This is a genomic window from uncultured Roseobacter sp. (genome assembly GCF_947495275.1).
Taxonomy (GTDB): Bacteria; Pseudomonadota; Alphaproteobacteria; order Rhodobacterales; family Rhodobacteraceae; genus Roseobacter.
The window spans coordinates 478,523-495,437 of sequence record NZ_CANLYL010000002.1; the positions used below are offsets into that span (position 1 = coordinate 478,523).

Genomic DNA, 16,915 nt, shown 5'->3' on the forward strand with positions numbered 1-16,915 from the left:
AAAGACCCGCGCAAGACCGGGCAAAGGCAAAACAGACGTGATGCGCTGGTCAGCGGATCGGATATGTGTTTGTTTTGGGACGCAAAGTGCTTGATCGGAAACATTGATGCCGAAGAAAATCGCCTTTACCGCCAGCCGCGCGGATGTCGCCCAAACTGCGCGGGCGGCGTTGATCACGCGCTATGGCGACGTGGAGCTTCAGGAGGCGGAGGTGATCGTGGCGCTGGGCGGTGACGGCTTCATGTTGCAAACACTGCACGATGTGCAGCCCCTGGGCATACCGGTCTACGGCATGAACCGGGGGACCATCGGATTTTTGATGAACACCTATTCCGAAATTGACCTGCCAGAACGGCTTGCTGCTGCGGAAGAGGCGGAACTCAACCCGCTGAGCATGACGGCGACGCGCGCGGATGGCACGCTGGCCAAGGCGCTGGCCATCAATGAGGTTTCGCTGCTGCGCGCGGGGCCACAGGCAGCCAAGCTGAAGATCACGGTGGACGGGCGTGTGCGCATGGCCGAACTGGTCTGTGACGGGGCGCTGGTGGCCACGCCCGCAGGGTCAACGGCCTATAACTACTCCGCGCATGGTCCGATCATCCCGATCGGCTCGGAAGTGCTGGCGCTGACCGCGATGAGCGCGTTTCGCCCGCGTCGGTGGCGCGGCGCGCTGCTGCCCAAACACGCGGTTGTGCAGATTGACGTGCTAGAGGCGGAAAAACGCCCCGTCATGGCTGAAGCGGATGCCAATTCGGTCACGGATGTCACCTGCGTGGAGATCAAATCCGATCCTAGCGTGGTGCACCGTATTCTGTTTGACCCCGGTCACGGGCTCGAAGAACGGCTGATCAACGAGCAGTTTACATGATCCAGACACCCTCCGTCGGTCCCGCTGCCCCGCGCGGGCTGTGCACCGACTGTGGCGTGTCGCGCATGAAAGATGCCAAAGCCTGCGGGCGGGCCTGTCAATTCATCGCGCCGGATTATCCGCTGCTGGAAACGCAGGTGCACGGGCGCAGGCGCGGGCCGGGGGATGAGCGCTTTTTCGGACCGTTTCAGGCCATGTACCGGGCCGAAATGATCCCTGCAAAAAGTGGCGCGCAATGGAGCGGCATCACCACGTCGCTGGCCGCACATCTGCTGGACGCGGGCAAGGTGCAGGCGGTTTTGACGATGGTGCCGGATGTGCAGGATCGCTGGCGACCAAAACCGGCGTTGATCACAGATGCGGCGGATATGGCACAGGCGCGCGGCATGCGGATGGGCTATGCGCCGCTGCTGGCCTTGCTGGAAACCGCGCAGGAACAAGGGTTTACCCGGATCGCGGTGATCGGCATCCCCTGTCAGATCTATGCCTTGCGCGCTTTGGAAAAGGAACTGGGGCTGGACCGGCTCTATGTGATTGGCACGCCTTGTTCGGATAACACCACCACGGAGAATTTCCACCATTTTCTGGGCCTGCTGGAAGATGCGCCGGAGACGATCACCTATCTGGAATTTCGCGCCGATTACCGGGTGGAGTTGCGTTATCGGGACGGGCGCAAAAGGCTTATCCCGTTTCTGGCGCTGCCGCTGTCAAACCTGCCTTCGGATTTCTTTCCGCTGACCTGCCGGACCTGCGTGGATTATACCAACGCGCTGGCCGATATCACGGTCGGTTACATGGGCGGGACGGGCGCACAATGGCTGCTTGTGCGCAACGACCGGGGGGCGGAAATGCTGGCCGGGCTTGGCGATAAGATCGCACTTGGTGCGCCGGATAACGCCGGGAAGCGTGCAAATGCCGTCAAGGGGTTCATCGCCAATACCCGCCGCGCGGCGGGCGGGCTGCCCCTGCGGCGTATGCCGGACTGGCTGCGCCCGATTGTGAGCTGGTTGCAACCGCACCTTGGCCCGAGGGGGTTGGAATTTGCGCGCGCGCGCGTGGAGATGAAAGCCGCTGAGACCGTTCTGCATCTGCGCCGGGAAGAACCCCCCAAGATGAAGAACATGATCCCTGAGCATGTCTGGGATATTGTTGCGCCCTATGGTTTGACGCATCAGACAAACGAAAGCCCGGCATCGCGGGGCGATACCGGGCAATTACCTGACTGATAAGGTGCCGCTAGCTTTGCGGGACAACATACCCGCGCACAATTTCCACTGTGCGTTCTGTGTCCAGTATCGGCGGAAGCAGCGTCAGCATCTCTCCGTCACTGTCCAGCAGATGGATGAAACTGCCATGCGCGTATATCCAGCCGTATTCCGGGTCTTGAAACAGGGGGGTAACCTCGACTGAGAACGCCTTGTAGGCAGTGCTCAGCGCTTCTTCGTCACCGGTGAGCCCGATAAAGTCCGGATGGATTTCCGCCAGCGGAGCGCCCATCGTTTCCACGCGGTCCTGATCCGGTGCGACGGTAATCATGACGGGCGTGATCTCGATCCCTTCATCAGCCAGCGCATCGACAACCTGAGCCATCAGTGGCAATGCCGCCGAGCAGATGTTCAGACAATTGGCGTACCCAAAGAACAATAGCTGCGCGTTACCACCAGGATCAGCCTGCGTGCGGGTCTGCCCATGCTGATCCGTCAGCTCGTAGGGCCCACCAAGATCAAAGGGCAGGGGCGCTTCGGCCTGCACGGCGGACCCAGCAAAAAGGGAAAGTAGAAGGGCGCGCCACATCAGAAATTTTCTTCCGCATAGGTTGCATCTTCTTCAAGGCCCAGACCCAGATAGCCCTCTATGCCGATGATTTCCTTAATGCGCGGATCACGGCGAAACCACGGACCTTTGCCTTTGGCTTCGGGGTATTTCGCGGCCCATTTCTTGGTCCATTTATTGGCTTTGATCCAATCGGCATCCGCTGATTTGATGCGCTGAACAAGATAGACGTTGCTCGCACCCAAATCCTCATCTTCAAGCATCAATCCATCAACCTCGACGATCTGGTTGCAGAAAGGTGCCAGTTCTTCGGAAGCGCCGGTAAAGGCGGGCTGGCTGTTTTTCATCGCCAGGACCAATACGTCATCCGCGGTACGGACCAAACCCATTTGACGTGATCCTGCGCCGCAGTCATCAGAACAATCCCCGGTCAGCTCGCATAGTACATCGACAACACGTGCTTCAAACTTTGCGGGTACCTCGGCATAGAGGTTCCAGCTTTTGGCATTTGATCCTTCCGAGAAATCCTGAGCGGCAACAGGGGCCGCGACAAGAGCGAATAGCATTCCAAGTTTACGCATCATTTTGGCTCCGGAAATGAGAAGGAAGGAATGGTTCCATAATCTTCATGGGTGCGGTTTTCGATATCGGCATCGCTGACCACTTCGTTGACGACGATGTAATTCTGCCCGTCGCGTTCATAGAGCATGCCATCGGCCGTAACCGTATGTGCCGCAAGGCTGAGTTGCGTGTCGCCACTGGCGGAGGCATCATCCTGCGCAATCTTGAGAACCATGTAGACGGTGCCGTCCTCGGCCAGAAGGCCGACGGGAATACCCCCTGCCGAACACCACAGCGCACAGGTGTGATGCGCCGAGCCCACAACGGCATCAGGCCCGCCCATAACACCGGAATAATAGCACCAGGTGTCGATGATCTCCCCCGTCACCTGGACGCGGGTGCCTTCACTGGCCCATCCGGGCAGTGCAAGCGAGGTTAAAAGCAGGGAAAGGGTCAGGCGCATAAATGGGTTCCTCCGAGACGTTGAGAAAAGCCTAGAGGGCGGCGTCGGATCGATCAATCAACGATTGTTAAACGGTCGATCACTTTTTGCGGAACCTTTCGGGAGCGTGATTTGTTGAGACGGCAAGAGCATATGATGCGCATGTGTTCGGTTAATCGGGATCAACGACAAGGAGAGACCCATGAACTGGAACATCATCAAAGGCAACTGGAAGCAACTGACCGGGACGGTTCAGTCGAAATGGGGTGAACTGACCGACGACGAGATTGATCAGGTGGCGGGAGACAGAGAGCGCCTGACGGGTCTTATCCAGGAACGCTATGGCATCGCAAAAGACGAAGCAGAGCGCCAGATCGACGCATTTGTTGCAGAGTATAAATCAGCCGCGTAATTTCCTCGTGGCGGTTGATTTTTTTAAAAGGCGGTCCCCGCGCGGGGCCGCCTTTTTATCATTGGGAGGCCTGGTCGTGGTGGCTGAATGCCTGCGCTGTCTGTGCTGCAATTATCGCCGCCTTTGCAATGTGACGGGCGCTTTGGTGTCTGTACCTGGCAGCGAAGTGCAGCGCGGAGGGTAGCCAAAGATTTTCCAGAGCCATCAGTTTGTCGGCAACCGCGCCCCGCTCGACCATGATGCGGGGCAGGAGGGCGACCCCCAGCCCGTCAGCCGCCATCTGCATGCAGGATGTCAGCGAACTTGAGGGCACAAAACAGGAGGTCTGTATCCCCAGTGATCGGGCGTGATCCGCAAGCTCGTTGTAAGATTGCGTGTGCCGCGCATGGGTCAGGAGGCTGTGCCCCGTGAGCTCACTGACACAGTTTACTCCCGCAAGCGCCCGGGCCAAACCGCGCGCCGCTGCCCACACGTACGGATAGTCGCCGATCACCACGTTGCCGCGCACATTTGAAGTGAAGGGCGCATTCTGTATGGTCAGATCAAGCGCGCGCTCCCCCAGGGACGTGTCAAGCTGTCGGGACAAATCAACGGTCAATTCGACGGTGAGCGATGGGTAAGCCTCTTTCAGATCCCGCAGATACTGATGCAGCCATGTGGCGGCGACAAGCTCGGTAACCCCCAACCGCAAGCGCCCTTCTACCAAATCTGCGCGCGCCGCGACTTCGGTGAGGATTTCCGCTTCATGAAGAACACGCCGCGCGACCTCAAGAATTTCGGCGCCTTTGTCGGTCAGGCGAACCGAGCCCGCGTCGCGGTGCATCAAAACGATGTTCAACGTGCGCTCAAGCCCAGCGATGCGGGCGGAAACGTTGGGCTGTGTAGTATTGAGTTGTTGCGCGGCGCGGCGAAAACTGCCGAGGTCTGCCACCCAGACCAGTGCTTCAAGCTGCTTTAAACTGACAAGGTTTCCGATCATCTGCGCTGCATGTCAGCTCATTCCCTCGCGTAGCCAATGGTCTGCAATGCCGCCCTGATCTCGTCGAGGATAACAGGGTCATCAATTGTTGCAGGCATCTTGAACGTCTCGCCGTCGGCGATCTTCACCACCGTGCCCCGCAGGATTTTGCCCGACCGGGTTTTGGGCAGACGGTCCACCACGAGAGCGTTTTTGAACGCGGCAACAGGCCCGATCCTTTCGCGCACCAGTTTGACGCATTCCGAAGTGATTTCGTCATGCGGGCGATTTACGCCACTGGTCAGGCAGACAAGACCAAGCGGCGATTGGCCCTTGAGGTTGTCCGAGACGCCGACAACGGCGCATTCGGCCACATCCGGGTGGGCGGCCAGCACCTCTTCCATCGCACCGGTGCTCAGGCGGTGCCCGGCGACATTGATCACATCGTCCGTGCGCGCCATGATATAGAGGTAACCTTCCTCGTCGATCATGCCCGCATCGCCGGTCTCGTAAAAGCCGGGGAAGGTGGACAGATAGCTTTTGCGGAACCGGTCCGCCGCGTTCCACAGCGTCGGCAACGTGCCGGGCGGTAAGGGCAGTTTGATGGCGATGGCCCCCAATTCACCCGGTTTTTGCGGATGACCCGCTTCGTCGAGGATTTGCACGTCATAGCCGGGCATGGCCACGGTGGGTGAGCCGATCTTGACGGGCAGGGCTTCGAGACCGGCGGGGTTCCCGGCGATCGTGTAGCCTGTTTCCGTCTGCCACCAGTGATCGTAGACCGGCACGTCGAGAATTTCCTGCGCCCATTCGATGGTGTCAGGGTCCGCACGTTCGCCCGCCAGATAGAGCGCACGCAGACCCGAAAGGTCGTATTTCTTCCGCTCAAGCCCCTTTGGGTCTTCTCGTTTTACGGCCCGGATTGCCGTCGGGGCCGTAAAAAAAGAGCGCACGTTATGTTCCGATATGACGCGCCAAAAAGTGCCTGCATCTGGTGTCCCGACGGGCTTGCCCTCAAAGACAACGGTTGTGTTGCCATGGATGAGGGGCGCGTAGCAGATGTAGCTGTGCCCAACGACCCAGCCAACATCTGATGCGGCCCAAAACACGTCACCGGGATCGACATTGTAGATGTTTTTCATCGTCCAATGGAGGGCGACCAGATGACCACCGGTCGGGCGAACAACACCTTTGGGCGCGCCGGTTGTGCCGGAGGTGTAGAGGACATAAACCGGGTGATTGCCTTCAACCGGGACACAATCTGCGGGTGCAGCGCCATCTTGGGCTGCGTGCCAGTCCAGGTCACGTCCGGGGATCAATTCCGCCTGGTCCTGATCTCTTTGCAGAATTATGCAAACATCCGGTTTGTGGTTTGCAAACTCGATTGCGCCATCCAGAAGGGGCTTGTATTTCACAATGCGCCCGGGCTCGAGCCCGCAGGAGGCCGCAAGGATTGCCTTGGGCTTACAATCGTCGATCCGCACGGCGAGTTCATTGGCGGCAAACCCGCCAAAAACCACCGAGTGAATCGCCCCGATGCGGGCACATGCCAGCATCGCTTCCAACGCCTCGGGGATCATCGGCATATAGATGATGACACGATCCCCCTTGGTGACGCCCTGCGCCACCAACGCGCCCGCGAGTGATGCAACGCGATCTCTGAGTTCAGAATAAGTCAGACTGGATTTGGTGCCGGTGATAGGGCTGTCGTGAACGATCGCCGGTTGGTCTCCGCGCCCCGCCTCGACATGGCGATCGACGGCATTGTAACAGGTGTTGACCAACCCATCGGCAAACCATTCATAAAGGTCATCACCGCGATCAAAAAGCGCGCGACTTGGAGGGGTGACCCAATCAATAGCCTGTGCTGCCGTCATCCAGAAACTCTCCGGATCAGACAGGCTGGCCTGATAAACATCGCGATAGGTCATGGCGTTGTCTCCCCCTCTTGCTGTGGGTCCATGGTTAAGCCCAAGGCGAGGGGGAGAGCAAGGGTCGGGTCAGCCCGGGTTGCGGATAATCTCGCGGATTGGTGTCGCTGCGGCCCCTTCCACGGTGCGCGCCGCGCTGGAATTCAGCACTCGCTTGGCCACTTCTTCACAATCGCCGGGGCGGGTGGTGTCACATCCCCAGGCTTTATTGTAGACGCGTACTTCGCCCGTCAGGACTGTCCGGCCTCTTTGCTGGAATTCCCGCGTAATTGTTTTGTAATCCTGGCCATAGACGCTGATGCTGCCGATCTGGTTGGCGGCAAATCCGGTCGAGGCGCTCATAATCAGGGCGGCGCCGAGGGCAAGGGAGGGTACATGTATCAGTTTCATTGTTAAGTCCTTTTCTTTGATCAGGGTGCAAAGCATTGGACATCTGTGATCCTTCGCCGCCACCTGAACTGAGATGTAGGAGGCCGACGGGCGCATTGCGCGCGACGTGACAGTTTCTCGCCTGCAAGTGAACCGCCGTGAGGGTAACGGTTTGGCTTGACCCTTCCGCTATCCTCTAAAAAGGTAGCTCTTCCAAACCTCTGCGCACGGCAGCCTCACAATCCCCGGGACTGTTGATCCGGCACAGGTAATAAATGCCGTCAACACGTGCGCTTGTGGTCTCGTAGGCACCGTTCGGCCCCTCAATGGTACGAGTTCGAAGCTGGTATGTATCACCGTCCACAACGATTGGACTGAAGGTTTCGTTGGAGACCGATGCGCAAGCGCTCAAAACGACAAGGCTGATCAGTGTAGCCGATCTCTTCAACATCTCTGAACTTCCTTCCCGCTTGAAACCGCACCCCAATTTAGGGGTAATGTGAGGTGCTCAACAACCTCTAATTGAGCGCGGGAAGTTAATGGTTCTGATGCGCGGCCTTCCTGATGGTCATCATCGCATCTTGGGCGCCTTCAGCCGTAATGCGCAACGGGTGTGCCGGCAATTGCCGACATGTTTAACAGACCGCGCGCGGTGATCGACGGGGATACGATATGCGCCCGGTTGCCCATCCCCATGAGGATTGGGCCAACCTCGAGGCCGCCGCCTTTCATCTTGAGGATATTGCGCACACCTGACGCTGCATCCGCATGGGCAAAGACCAGCACGTTTGCGGCTCCTTCCATGCGGTTTGCAGGCATGATCCGGGCGCGCAGTTCGGGATCAAGGGCTGTGTCAATGTTCATCTCACCTTCGTAACAGAAGTCGTAGTCGCCGCTATCGAGCAGCTTGATAGCGCCGCGCAATCGCCCACCGGTTCCTTCGCCCTGGTTGCCAAATTGAGATTGCGAGCAGAAAGCGATTTTGGGCTCGATGCCGAACCGCCGAACGTGCCGGGCAGCACCAATGGCAATTTCGGCGATTTGTTGTGGATCGGGGTGTAGATGAACCTGCGTATCCGCTACGAACAGTGGCCCATCCTCAAGGATCATTAAGGACAAAGCGCCAACTGGATTAAGTGTTTTATTTCCAAGTATTTGTTGGATGTAATTCAAGTGCCACCTGAACTCGCCAAATGTGCCGCAGATAACACTGTCGGCTTCTTCGCGGTGCACCATCACGGCGGCAATGGCTGTCGTATTGGTACGCATGATTGCCCGTGCAAGATCGGGTGTCACTCCTCGGCGCGCCATCAGATCATGATAGCTTTCCCAGTAGTCGCGATAGCGCGGATCGTTCTCGGGATTGACCAGATCGACATCTTTGCCCAGCCGGATGGTCAGCCCTGCCTTTTCGATGCGCCGCTCGATCACATCGGGGCGACCGATGAGAATGGGGCGCTCCACCGTCTCTTCCAGCATGGCCTGGCTGGCGCGCAGGACACGCTCATCCTCGCCTTCCGCAAAGACGATCCGGCGCGGTGACGTGCGTGCGGCCTGAAAAACAGGGCGCATGAGCAGAGCGGATTTGAAGACAGACCCGTCGAGCTTTTGCCGGTAGGCTTCGAGATCGTCAATTGGACGCGTGGCCACTCCGGTTTCCATGGCGGCCTTGGCCACTGCGGAAGACACGACACCCACAAGGCGCGGATCAAAGGGCTTCGGGATCAAATAGTCCACACCAAATGTCAACTCTTCCCCCTGGTAGGCTGCGGCAGCTTCAGCGGACGTTGTCGCACGGGCCAGTGCCGCGATCCCGTCAATACAAGCCAGCTGCATTTCATCGTTGATAGTGGTCGCCCCCACATCCAATGCGCCCCTGAAGATAAAGGGGAAGCACAGAACATTGTTCACCTGATTGGGAAAATCTGACCGCCCGGTTGCGATGATAGCCTCTGGTGCCACTTCACGTGCGAGATCGGGCAGGATTTCCGGTGTCGGGTTGGCCAGCGCGAAGATGATGGGGCGGTCCGCCATCTTTTCAACCATCTCAGGCTTCAGGACTTTGGGACCGGAAAGCCCCAGGAACAAATCAGCATCGGGGATCACGTCATCCAATGTGCGCAGGTCCGATTTCTGGGCAAATTCCGATTTTATCGGGTTCATGTCGACTTCACGGCCCTCGTAAACGAGACCATGAATATCGCAAAGCCAGACGTTTTCGCGCTTTACACCGAGTTTCAGCAGCATGTTGAGACAGGCGATGCCCGCTGCACCGCCCCCGGTGGACACGATTTTTATGCTGTCAAAACTTTTGCCCGCGACATGAAGGGCATTTTTTGCGGCGGCCCCTACCACGATGGCCGTGCCGTGCTGATCGTCGTGAAAGACCGGGATGTTCATGCGTTCGCGGCAGATGCGCTCTACCGTAAAGCAATCGGGTGCCTTGATATCCTCAAGATTGATCGCCCCGAAGGTCGGCCCCAGCGAGCACACGATATCGGCCAGTTTTTCCGGGTCGGATTCGTCCACTTCGATGTCAAAACAATCAATGCCTGCGAATTTCTTGAACAGGACGGCCTTGCCTTCCATGACCGGTTTTGAAGCCAGCGCGCCGATGTTGCCCAAACCCAGAACGGCAGATCCGTTGCTGACGACCCCGACAAGGTTACCGCGCGCTGTGTAGCGTGAGGCCGTTGCTTCATCTTCCTTGATTTCGAGACAGGCCTCTGCAACGCCCGGAGAATACGCCCTCGCCAGATCACGGCCATTGGCGAGCGGCTTGGTGGCGCGGATCTCAAGTTTCCCGGGTTTTGGAAATTCGTGATAATCAAGGGCTGCTTGACGCAGATTATTGTTGTCGGTCATGAAATGGGCGCCTCCTCCAGAGATAGTTTAGCATTAAACTACTCCTGCGGGGACGCCAAGGTGCTGTTTTGCGGTGCATGCGCCGTGCCTTGCCGGTCGCAATAATTCGGCGCATTCGGGCAGGGCCCGGTTGTCTTCGCGCATGTGCTGGCGCAGAGTTGCGCCAAGTGAACCGAGGACGAATGATGAGCGATATCAAGGCCGAATTCCTGTTGCCGACGCAAGAGCTGCGCAACGATATTCCTTTTTTTACCAAAGTGTTGGGTATGCGCATGGATATGATTTATCCTGCTGATGATCCGACCGTGGCAGTGTTTTCCGGACATGGTCTGAGGATACGCGTGGATAAGGCTGCCGAGACAACGCCCGGCCATATTCGGATACTTACCGAAACGCCCGAAACCTTTGCGGATGGCAAGAGGCAACTGACCGCGCCCAATGGCACAACTGTTGATATTCTGCCGATGCATGAGCCGCTTGTGATGCCCGAAACTGTCCATAGTTTTGTTGTGAGGCGTCTCGCGGATCAGGCGCCATGGATCATTGGCCGCGCGGGCATGCATTATCGTGATCTGATACCCGACAGGCTGGGCGGGTCCATCATTGCCAGTCATATCCGCATTCCCGATGGGGGCCCGGTACCGGATATGGTGCATTACCACACAGTCGGGTTCCAGTTGATCTTTTGTTACAAGGGGTGGGTTGATCTGGTCTATGAAGATCAGGGAGAGCCGTTTCGTCTGCATGCAGGAAATTGCGTGATCCAGCCACCGCAGATACGCCACCGCGTTCTCTTTGCCTCCGAAAATATCGAAGTGATCGAGATCGGCGTTCCGGCAGAACATGTCACGACCATCGATCACGAGATGGATTTGCCCAATGGCCCTGCCGATCCGGGCCGGGAATTCAGCGGCCAGCGCTTTGTGCATCATAAGGCGGAAGAGGCGATTTGGGCGCCGTTTCGCGTGCCCGGATATCAAAGCCGCGACACGACGATCGCGGAGCACACCGCCAATGTCGCCGGCGTGCATGTGGTGCGTCGCGGCGACAACGATCCCGGCTGGACACGGCATAACAGCGACATTCTTTTCACCTTCGTGATGGAAGGCCGCATGGTTCTGGAAGGCGAAGGTCGCGATCCTTACCCGTTGGCGCCGGGAGACGCTTTTGTGATCCCGCCGGGTATGCGGGTGCGTTATTCTGATCCCTCTGAGGATGTCGAACTGCTCGAAATCTCTTTGCCGGGTGTTTTCGAAACCATCAATGGTTGACGTCAGATATGTGGTCTGTGCTCTTGCATTGAAGCGCGCCAGCAGACACGCTGTCGTTTGACAACGATGTTGAAAGGCTCGCCCATGTCGCTCAAAGAGGCCGCAACCGCTGTACGCGAAAACGCGCACGCGCCTTATTCGAATTTCAAAGTAGGGGCCGCCATAAGGGGGGCGTCGGGCAAGATTTACGCCGGGTGCAACGTGGAAAACGTGGCTTATCCAGAAGGCACCTGTGCCGAGGCCGGTGCAATCGCCGCCATGGTTGCGGCTGGAGAGACCAGATTGATCGAGGCCTATGTGATCGCGGGATCACCAACGCCGGTAACGCCATGCGGTGGGTGTCGCCAGAAACTTGCTGAATTTGCCGATGGCGATGTGCGCGTGACCCTGGCGACGACTGGCGGGATTGAGCAGATCACCACGATCGCCGAGCTTCTTCCCGGTGTTTTCAATGCCGGCCACATGGCCTCATGAGTGCGCCGAACGCCCGTAGTGTGTTGGCCCGGCTACGACATGGAAAGCCTTTGCCGACATCGGATTTGCAGTGGCTTGCCCAGGGTCTTGCGGATGGGTCCATAAGCGATGCCCAGGCGGGCGCCTTTGCCATGGGTATTTGCGTAAGGGGTCTTGACGAAGAATCGCGTGTGGCGCTGACGCTTGCCATGCGTGACAGTGGAGATGTTTTGCGCTGGGATCTGGGCGGACCGGTGCTGGACAAGCATTCGACGGGCGGGGTGGGCGATTGTGTTTCACTCGTTCTGGCACCTGCTCTGGCGGCTTGCGGCGCATATGTTCCGATGATTTCAGGGCGCGGGCTGGGACATACCGGCGGTACATTGGACAAGATGGAGGCGATCCCCGGGGTTGCCACGCAGCTCGAAGAGGAACACTTCCGCGCGGTTGTGGCCCAGGCTGGCTGCGCCATCGTTGGTGCCAGTGCTGATATCGCGCCTGCGGACAAACGGTTCTATGCGGTGCGTGACGTGACATCGACCGTCGATAGTCTGGACCTGATCACCGCGTCGATCCTTTCCAAAAAGCTTGCAGGGGGATTGGACGGGTTGGTGCTTGATGTGAAGGTCGGCAGCGGTGCGTTCATGAAAGACATGGATGCCGCACGCAGCCTCGCGCGATCATTGGTCGATACCGCCAATGCCGCGGGATGCAAGACCACGGCCGTGATCAGCGACATGAACCAACCGCTGGCATCCAGCCTGGGGAACGCACTTGAAGTGGCGGAGGTCATGCAGGTCTTGACTGGCCAATCGCGGGGGCCTCTCGTGGAAATTTCCGCGGCTCTGGGCGGTGTTCTGCTGGCAAATGCAGGCCTTGCAGAGGATGTTCAGGCGGGGGCGGACGCAATCTCGGAAGCGATACACTCCGGTCAGGCCGCGGAGCGCTTTGGCAAGATGATCGCCGCGATGGGGGGGCCGGTTCATTTCGTTGACAACTGGTCGCGCTTCCTGCCCGAGGCCACGGTGATCCGGGAAGTGACTGCGCCAAAGGCCGGATATGTCACTGAAATTGATGGTGAAGCGCTCGGGATGACCGTGGTCGCCCTGGGCGGAGGGCGCGTGGTGGAAAGCGATGCGATTGACCCGTCCGTTGGTCTTGGGCAAGTTGTGCGTCTTGGAACAAAGGTTATGCGTGGTCAGCCGCTGGCTGTCGTGCATGCCGCCAGATCGGACGCGGCAGAGCGGGCGATAGCTGCTGTTCGCGCAGCGATCTGGATCGCGCCGGAACCCCATGCGGAATCCCCTGATCTGGTCAAGGAAAGGGTCGGCTGATGGCACGCGCGTTTCTTGTGGTGATGGATTCGGTCGGGATTGGTGGGGCCCCGGATGCCCACACGTTTTTCAATGGTGATATTCCTGATGAAGGCGCCAATACGATTTGTCATATCGCTCGTGCCTGTGCGCAGGGAACCGCCTTGGAGGCCCGTCTTGGCCCACTCATGATCCCCAACCTTGATCGGCTAGGACTGGGGCGGGCTGTTCAACTGGCCAGTGGGAACCTAGCACTCGGTCTGGGGCAGGAGCCCAGAGGTACCTGGGGGGTCGCCACCGAAGTGTCGAGAGGTAAAGATACCCCCTCGGGTCATTGGGAACTGGCAGGTGTGCCGGTCCCGTGGGATTGGCACTATTTCCCCAACGCTGAAAGGGCTTTTCCGGAAGACCTCGTGGCCAGAACCTGCGAGCTTGCCGGGACAACCGGTATTCTCGGAAATTGTCATGCCTCGGGAACATCAATCATCAGGGGCTTTGGTGAAGAACACATGCGAACCGGGCAACCGATTTGCTATACCTCAGCGGACTCCGTTTTCCAGATTGCCGCGCATGAAGAAACCTTTGGATTGGAAAAGCTGCTGGCACTCTGTGAGGCGCTGGCCCCGACACTGCACAAGATGAAGGTTGGGCGGGTCATCGCCAGACCGTTTCTGGGGACCGAGGCGGAGGGTTATTACCGGACCTCAAACCGCCGGGATTTTGCGATATCCCCCCCCAAACCAGTTTTGACCAATTGGGTGCAGGACGCCGGTCGCCGGGTGTACGCGGTCGGAAAGATTGGCGATATTTTTTCGATGGAGGGCATTGATGAAGTGCGCAAGGGGCCCGATGCGACATTGATGCGGCACTTGGGCGATCTTGTAGAGACGGCAGAGGATGGCAGCCTGACATTCGCTAATTTTGTCGAATTCGACAGCCTTTACGGACATCGGCGCGATGTCTCGGGATACGCCCGGGCGCTGGAGTGGTTTGATGAGGAAATTGGAGCGGTGATCGACGCTCTTCGATCCGGGGACATGCTGCTGTTGACTGCAGATCACGGCAACGATCCGACATGGGTCGGAACAGATCACACGCGAGAAAGAGTGCCGGTTCTGATCGCGGGTGTTGGGACCCAGGCACTTGGGCAAATCGGGTTTACAGATGTCGCCGAGATTGTTGCGCGCCATCTGGGGATCGAGCCGCCTTCCTGACCGAACGCTCCGTGGCTTTTTTCCTGTCCATGCGCGCCTCGGGTTGCGGCCCGGCGCGCTTCGGGGCTAAAGGGTGTGACGAAAAAAAAGAGGTGCCCCATGAGCGATCATGTAACAGTTGTCGACCACCCGCTGGTCCAGCATAAACTTACGATCATGCGGGACCAGAAGACCCCGACTGCCGTTTTTCGTCAATTGCTGCGCGAAATCAGCCAACTGCTGGCCTATGAGGTGACCCGCGGCTTGCCCATGACCACCAAACGCATTGAAACGCCCATGCAGGCAATGGATGCGCCCACGCTTTCGGGCAAGAAACTCGCGCTGATTTCGATCTTGCGCGCAGGCAATGGGCTGCTGGACGGCGTGCTGGAATTGATCCCGTCCGCACGCGTTGGCTTTGTCGGTCTTTATCGCGATGAAGAGACCCTGCAACCGGTACAATATTACTTCAAAGTGCCCGAAGCGTTGGAGGATCGTCTGGTCATTGCTGTGGACCCGATGCTGGCGACGGGCAATTCGTCGGTGGCCGCCATTGATTTGCTGAAAAAGGCCGGTGCAACCAATATCCGATTCTTATGCCTTCTGGCCGCGCCCGAAGGTATCAAGCGCATGGCGCAGGCCCATCCGGATGTTCCGATCGTGACAGCGGCGGTGGATGAAAAACTTAATGATATCGGATATATAGTGCCGGGCCTTGGGGATGCGGGCGACCGTATGTTCGGCACGAAATAGATCGACAGCGACGAGCCGTAAATCGCCGCCGCTTTAGCTTGCCTTGTTCGCCATATTCGGGCATCGTCCCCCTATATCTTGTGGGGGCAATGATGAGAATTACCAGAATTATCGCGATTTCCGGCCTTGCTTTGGCGATGGTGACGGGTGGTTTTGAAGTTAATGCCCAAAGCGCCACCATTGCACCACGTGAATTTCCGCCGGTCAGTTATACGGGCAGACAATATGTCGACAGTACCGGTTGTGCCTTTATCCGAGCGGGGATTGACGACGCTGTTCAATGGGTGCCGCGTGTGACGCGGGATCGCAAATTGATCTGTGGTATGAAGCCGACATTTGAGGTGCGCGTGGCAACGCCGCAGCCTGCTACTCAAGAAGTTGTGGTCATCGGAGAAGATTCGATGCCGGTTGCGGTATCAAAAAGTAAAACGCGCACAAAGCGCGTTGTCCCTGCCCGCCGTGCAGAACCGAGCCTCGCAGGCACGGTCGTCACGCCTGAGAACGCGGCGTCCAAGGGCGTTTCCCAGACCGCCCGCGTGCTGCCAAGACATGTGTATGAAGAGCGGTTGAACACACTGAATGTTGCCGTGCCGAAGGGGTATCGCACCGTTTGGCAGGATGATCGTCTTAACCCTCGGCGCGCCGAACAGACCCTTGCCGGACGTGCCCGCATGCATCAGATCTGGACAAAAACCGCGCCGCGCAGGTTGGTTGACTAACCACCACAAATGTTTTGAAGCCGCAGCCAATCGGCATCGCTGAGGAGAGACTTTGGCGACCCGCCTGTCATCGGATCTGCCTCGATCAGCGGCAAAACCGTTTCTCCGGTGATATCTCTGGCATAGGCATAGGGCGTGCTGCGCAGTTCGGCCATGGCAAAGACGGGCAACAACCCTTCGGGTGATGGCGGGTTGGATTTCTGCGTCAGCAGGAATTCAGCATAGCTGTCGAGAAGCTCGCCGTTGATCTTGCCGGTTGTCAGTAACTGAAAACTGGCCCAGGTACCGCTGACGTCCAGCAATTGGCGTAGCGGATCATTTGCGCGGGACAGGCTTTGTTCGACCATGGCGTATCCGGCGATCACATCCGGTTCTTCGAAATCTTCGACCAGACTTCTGTTCAGAAGGATATATCCGCCGGGCAAATGCAAACTTGTCATCACGGTTCCGGGCAGCAGCACCAGTTTGTCAGCGCCCAGCCGCGCGCGCATGGTGCTCAGCGCACGCACCCCCGCAGGCTCCGAGCAGCTTGCCCCTGTCATGCGCTCGATCCGCGAGAGCAGCGCTTTGCCGATTTCGGCGCGTTTGACCGATGGCACAACCGACAGCGTATGGTTGATGAGTGCTTGCGGTACCCAAAAAACGGCGACCGCGAGAACCGCCGCGATGGAAAGTGTCATGCCCAGCCAGCGCAATCGTCCTGGTTTGGGGCGTGCCCGTTCAACAGCGCGCCGCAGTTTTTCAATCGCATCTATCATCTGCGCTTCACCCGTGCCGAGTTCGAGGGTCTCGTTCGGATCACCGTCGGGGTAGAAAATAGCGGGACGTTTCCCGGGATTGGCGCGCTGGACAGCCGCAAGCGACCAATGGGTGATGGCTCGGTCCTGCATATCCGAAATGATCAGGGTTGCATCACCAATGGAGACGATCACCTCACGCCGCTGATCATCCGGCGACAGGCGCCAGAGTCCACTGGCTTCAAGCCGGGCGTATTTCTTGAGGGCCGTCATGGCGGGTGCTGCTGCTGCTCAATT

18 protein-coding genes are annotated in these 16,915 nt (G+C 58.3%); 9 read left to right on the top strand and 9 right to left on the bottom strand.

All coding sequences use genetic code 11. The annotated features are described in order from the left end of the window. Positions 1 to 106 precede the first annotated feature (106 nt). Positions 107 to 868: an NAD kinase gene (locus tag Q0802_RS05610; RefSeq protein WP_298914817.1), complete on the top strand. Its 762-nt coding sequence runs from the start codon at positions 107 to 109 to the stop codon at positions 866 to 868. Continuing rightward, the gene (locus Q0802_RS05615) at positions 865 to 2,094 is read left to right on the top strand and encodes a Coenzyme F420 hydrogenase/dehydrogenase, beta subunit C-terminal domain (RefSeq protein ID WP_298914821.1); all 1,230 of its coding nucleotides are present in this window, start codon (positions 865 to 867) and stop codon (positions 2,092 to 2,094) included. Before Q0802_RS05610 ends, Q0802_RS05615 begins: the two co-directional genes overlap by 4 nt. A 10-nt stretch (positions 2,095 to 2,104) precedes the next feature. Here the strand turns inward: Q0802_RS05615 and Q0802_RS05620 are convergent, their stop codons facing one another. Genes Q0802_RS05620 through Q0802_RS05630 form a run of 3 tightly spaced genes read right to left on the bottom strand, consistent with a single transcriptional unit; the run spans position 2,105 to position 3,665 of the window. Beyond that, complete coding sequence (locus tag Q0802_RS05620; RefSeq protein ID WP_298914824.1) at positions 2,105 to 2,662, bottom strand: SCO family protein; 558 nt, start codon at positions 2,660 to 2,662, stop codon at positions 2,105 to 2,107. Then, entirely contained in the window at positions 2,662 to 3,225 is a 564-nt protein-coding gene (locus Q0802_RS05625; RefSeq protein ID WP_298914826.1) for a hypothetical protein, read from the bottom strand. The genes Q0802_RS05620 and Q0802_RS05625 overlap by 1 nt, the downstream gene beginning before the upstream one ends. After that, the gene (locus tag Q0802_RS05630) at positions 3,222 to 3,665 is read right to left on the bottom strand and encodes a hypothetical protein (RefSeq protein WP_298914828.1); all 444 of its coding nucleotides are present in this window, start codon (positions 3,663 to 3,665) and stop codon (positions 3,222 to 3,224) included. Before Q0802_RS05630 ends, Q0802_RS05625 begins: the two co-directional genes overlap by 4 nt. Positions 3,666 to 3,846: 181 nt before the next feature. On the opposite strand from Q0802_RS05630, the gene Q0802_RS05635 reads away from it, so the two are divergent. Continuing rightward, a complete protein-coding gene (locus tag Q0802_RS05635) occupies positions 3,847 to 4,056 on the top strand; it encodes a CsbD family protein (protein ID WP_298914831.1) in 210 nt (69 codons plus the stop codon). A gap of 58 nt (positions 4,057 to 4,114) precedes the next feature. Here the strand turns inward: Q0802_RS05635 and Q0802_RS05640 are convergent, their stop codons facing one another. From Q0802_RS05640 to Q0802_RS05660, 5 genes are all read right to left on the bottom strand, one after another. Beyond that, entirely contained in the window at positions 4,115 to 5,035 is a 921-nt protein-coding gene (locus Q0802_RS05640) for a LysR family transcriptional regulator (RefSeq protein ID WP_298914834.1), read from the bottom strand. A 17-nt stretch (positions 5,036 to 5,052) separates the two neighbouring features. Next, positions 5,053 to 6,945: a propionyl-CoA synthetase gene (locus Q0802_RS05645; RefSeq protein ID WP_298914836.1), complete on the bottom strand. Its 1,893-nt coding sequence runs from the start codon at positions 6,943 to 6,945 to the stop codon at positions 5,053 to 5,055. Positions 6,946 to 7,014: 69 nt separating this feature from the next. Continuing rightward, positions 7,015 to 7,335, bottom strand: coding sequence for a hypothetical protein (locus tag Q0802_RS05650; protein WP_298914839.1), 321 nt, complete (start codon positions 7,333 to 7,335; stop codon positions 7,015 to 7,017). 175 nt (positions 7,336 to 7,510) lie between these two features. Beyond that, complete coding sequence (locus tag Q0802_RS05655) at positions 7,511 to 7,765, bottom strand: hypothetical protein (RefSeq protein WP_298914841.1); 255 nt, start codon at positions 7,763 to 7,765, stop codon at positions 7,511 to 7,513. A 140-nt stretch (positions 7,766 to 7,905) separates the two neighbouring features. After that, on the bottom strand, positions 7,906 to 10,179 hold the full coding sequence (locus Q0802_RS05660) for an NADP-dependent malic enzyme (protein WP_298914844.1): 2,274 nt from the start codon (positions 10,177 to 10,179) through the stop codon (positions 7,906 to 7,908). A gap of 185 nt (positions 10,180 to 10,364) precedes the next feature. Here Q0802_RS05660 and Q0802_RS05665 point away from each other — a divergent pair, with 185 nt between their 5' ends. From Q0802_RS05665 to Q0802_RS05690, 6 genes are all read left to right on the top strand, one after another. After that, complete coding sequence (locus tag Q0802_RS05665; RefSeq protein WP_298914847.1) at positions 10,365 to 11,450, top strand: cupin domain-containing protein; 1,086 nt, start codon at positions 10,365 to 10,367, stop codon at positions 11,448 to 11,450. Positions 11,451 to 11,534: 84 nt separating this feature from the next. Next, positions 11,535 to 11,924, top strand: a complete 390-nt coding sequence (locus tag Q0802_RS05670; RefSeq protein ID WP_298914850.1) for a cytidine deaminase — start codon at positions 11,535 to 11,537, stop codon at positions 11,922 to 11,924. Continuing rightward, positions 11,921 to 13,237 carry a thymidine phosphorylase gene (locus Q0802_RS05675; protein ID WP_298914852.1) on the top strand — a complete coding sequence of 439 codons (1,317 nt, stop codon included), beginning with the start codon at positions 11,921 to 11,923 and terminating at the stop codon, positions 13,235 to 13,237. Before Q0802_RS05670 ends, Q0802_RS05675 begins: the two co-directional genes overlap by 4 nt. Beyond that, complete coding sequence (locus Q0802_RS05680; RefSeq protein ID WP_298914855.1) at positions 13,237 to 14,430, top strand: phosphopentomutase; 1,194 nt, start codon at positions 13,237 to 13,239, stop codon at positions 14,428 to 14,430. The genes Q0802_RS05675 and Q0802_RS05680 overlap by 1 nt, the downstream gene beginning before the upstream one ends. A gap of 99 nt (positions 14,431 to 14,529) precedes the next feature. After that, on the top strand, positions 14,530 to 15,162 hold the full coding sequence (gene upp / locus Q0802_RS05685) for a uracil phosphoribosyltransferase (protein ID WP_298914856.1): 633 nt from the start codon (positions 14,530 to 14,532) through the stop codon (positions 15,160 to 15,162). A gap of 92 nt (positions 15,163 to 15,254) precedes the next feature. Then, complete coding sequence (locus Q0802_RS05690; protein WP_298914859.1) at positions 15,255 to 15,881, top strand: hypothetical protein; 627 nt, start codon at positions 15,255 to 15,257, stop codon at positions 15,879 to 15,881. Here Q0802_RS05690 and Q0802_RS05695 read toward each other — a convergent pair. Beyond that, on the bottom strand, positions 15,878 to 16,891 hold the full coding sequence (locus Q0802_RS05695; RefSeq protein ID WP_298914862.1) for a hypothetical protein: 1,014 nt from the start codon (positions 16,889 to 16,891) through the stop codon (positions 15,878 to 15,880). The genes Q0802_RS05690 and Q0802_RS05695 overlap by 4 nt on opposite strands. Positions 16,892 to 16,915: the final 24 nt, after the last annotated feature.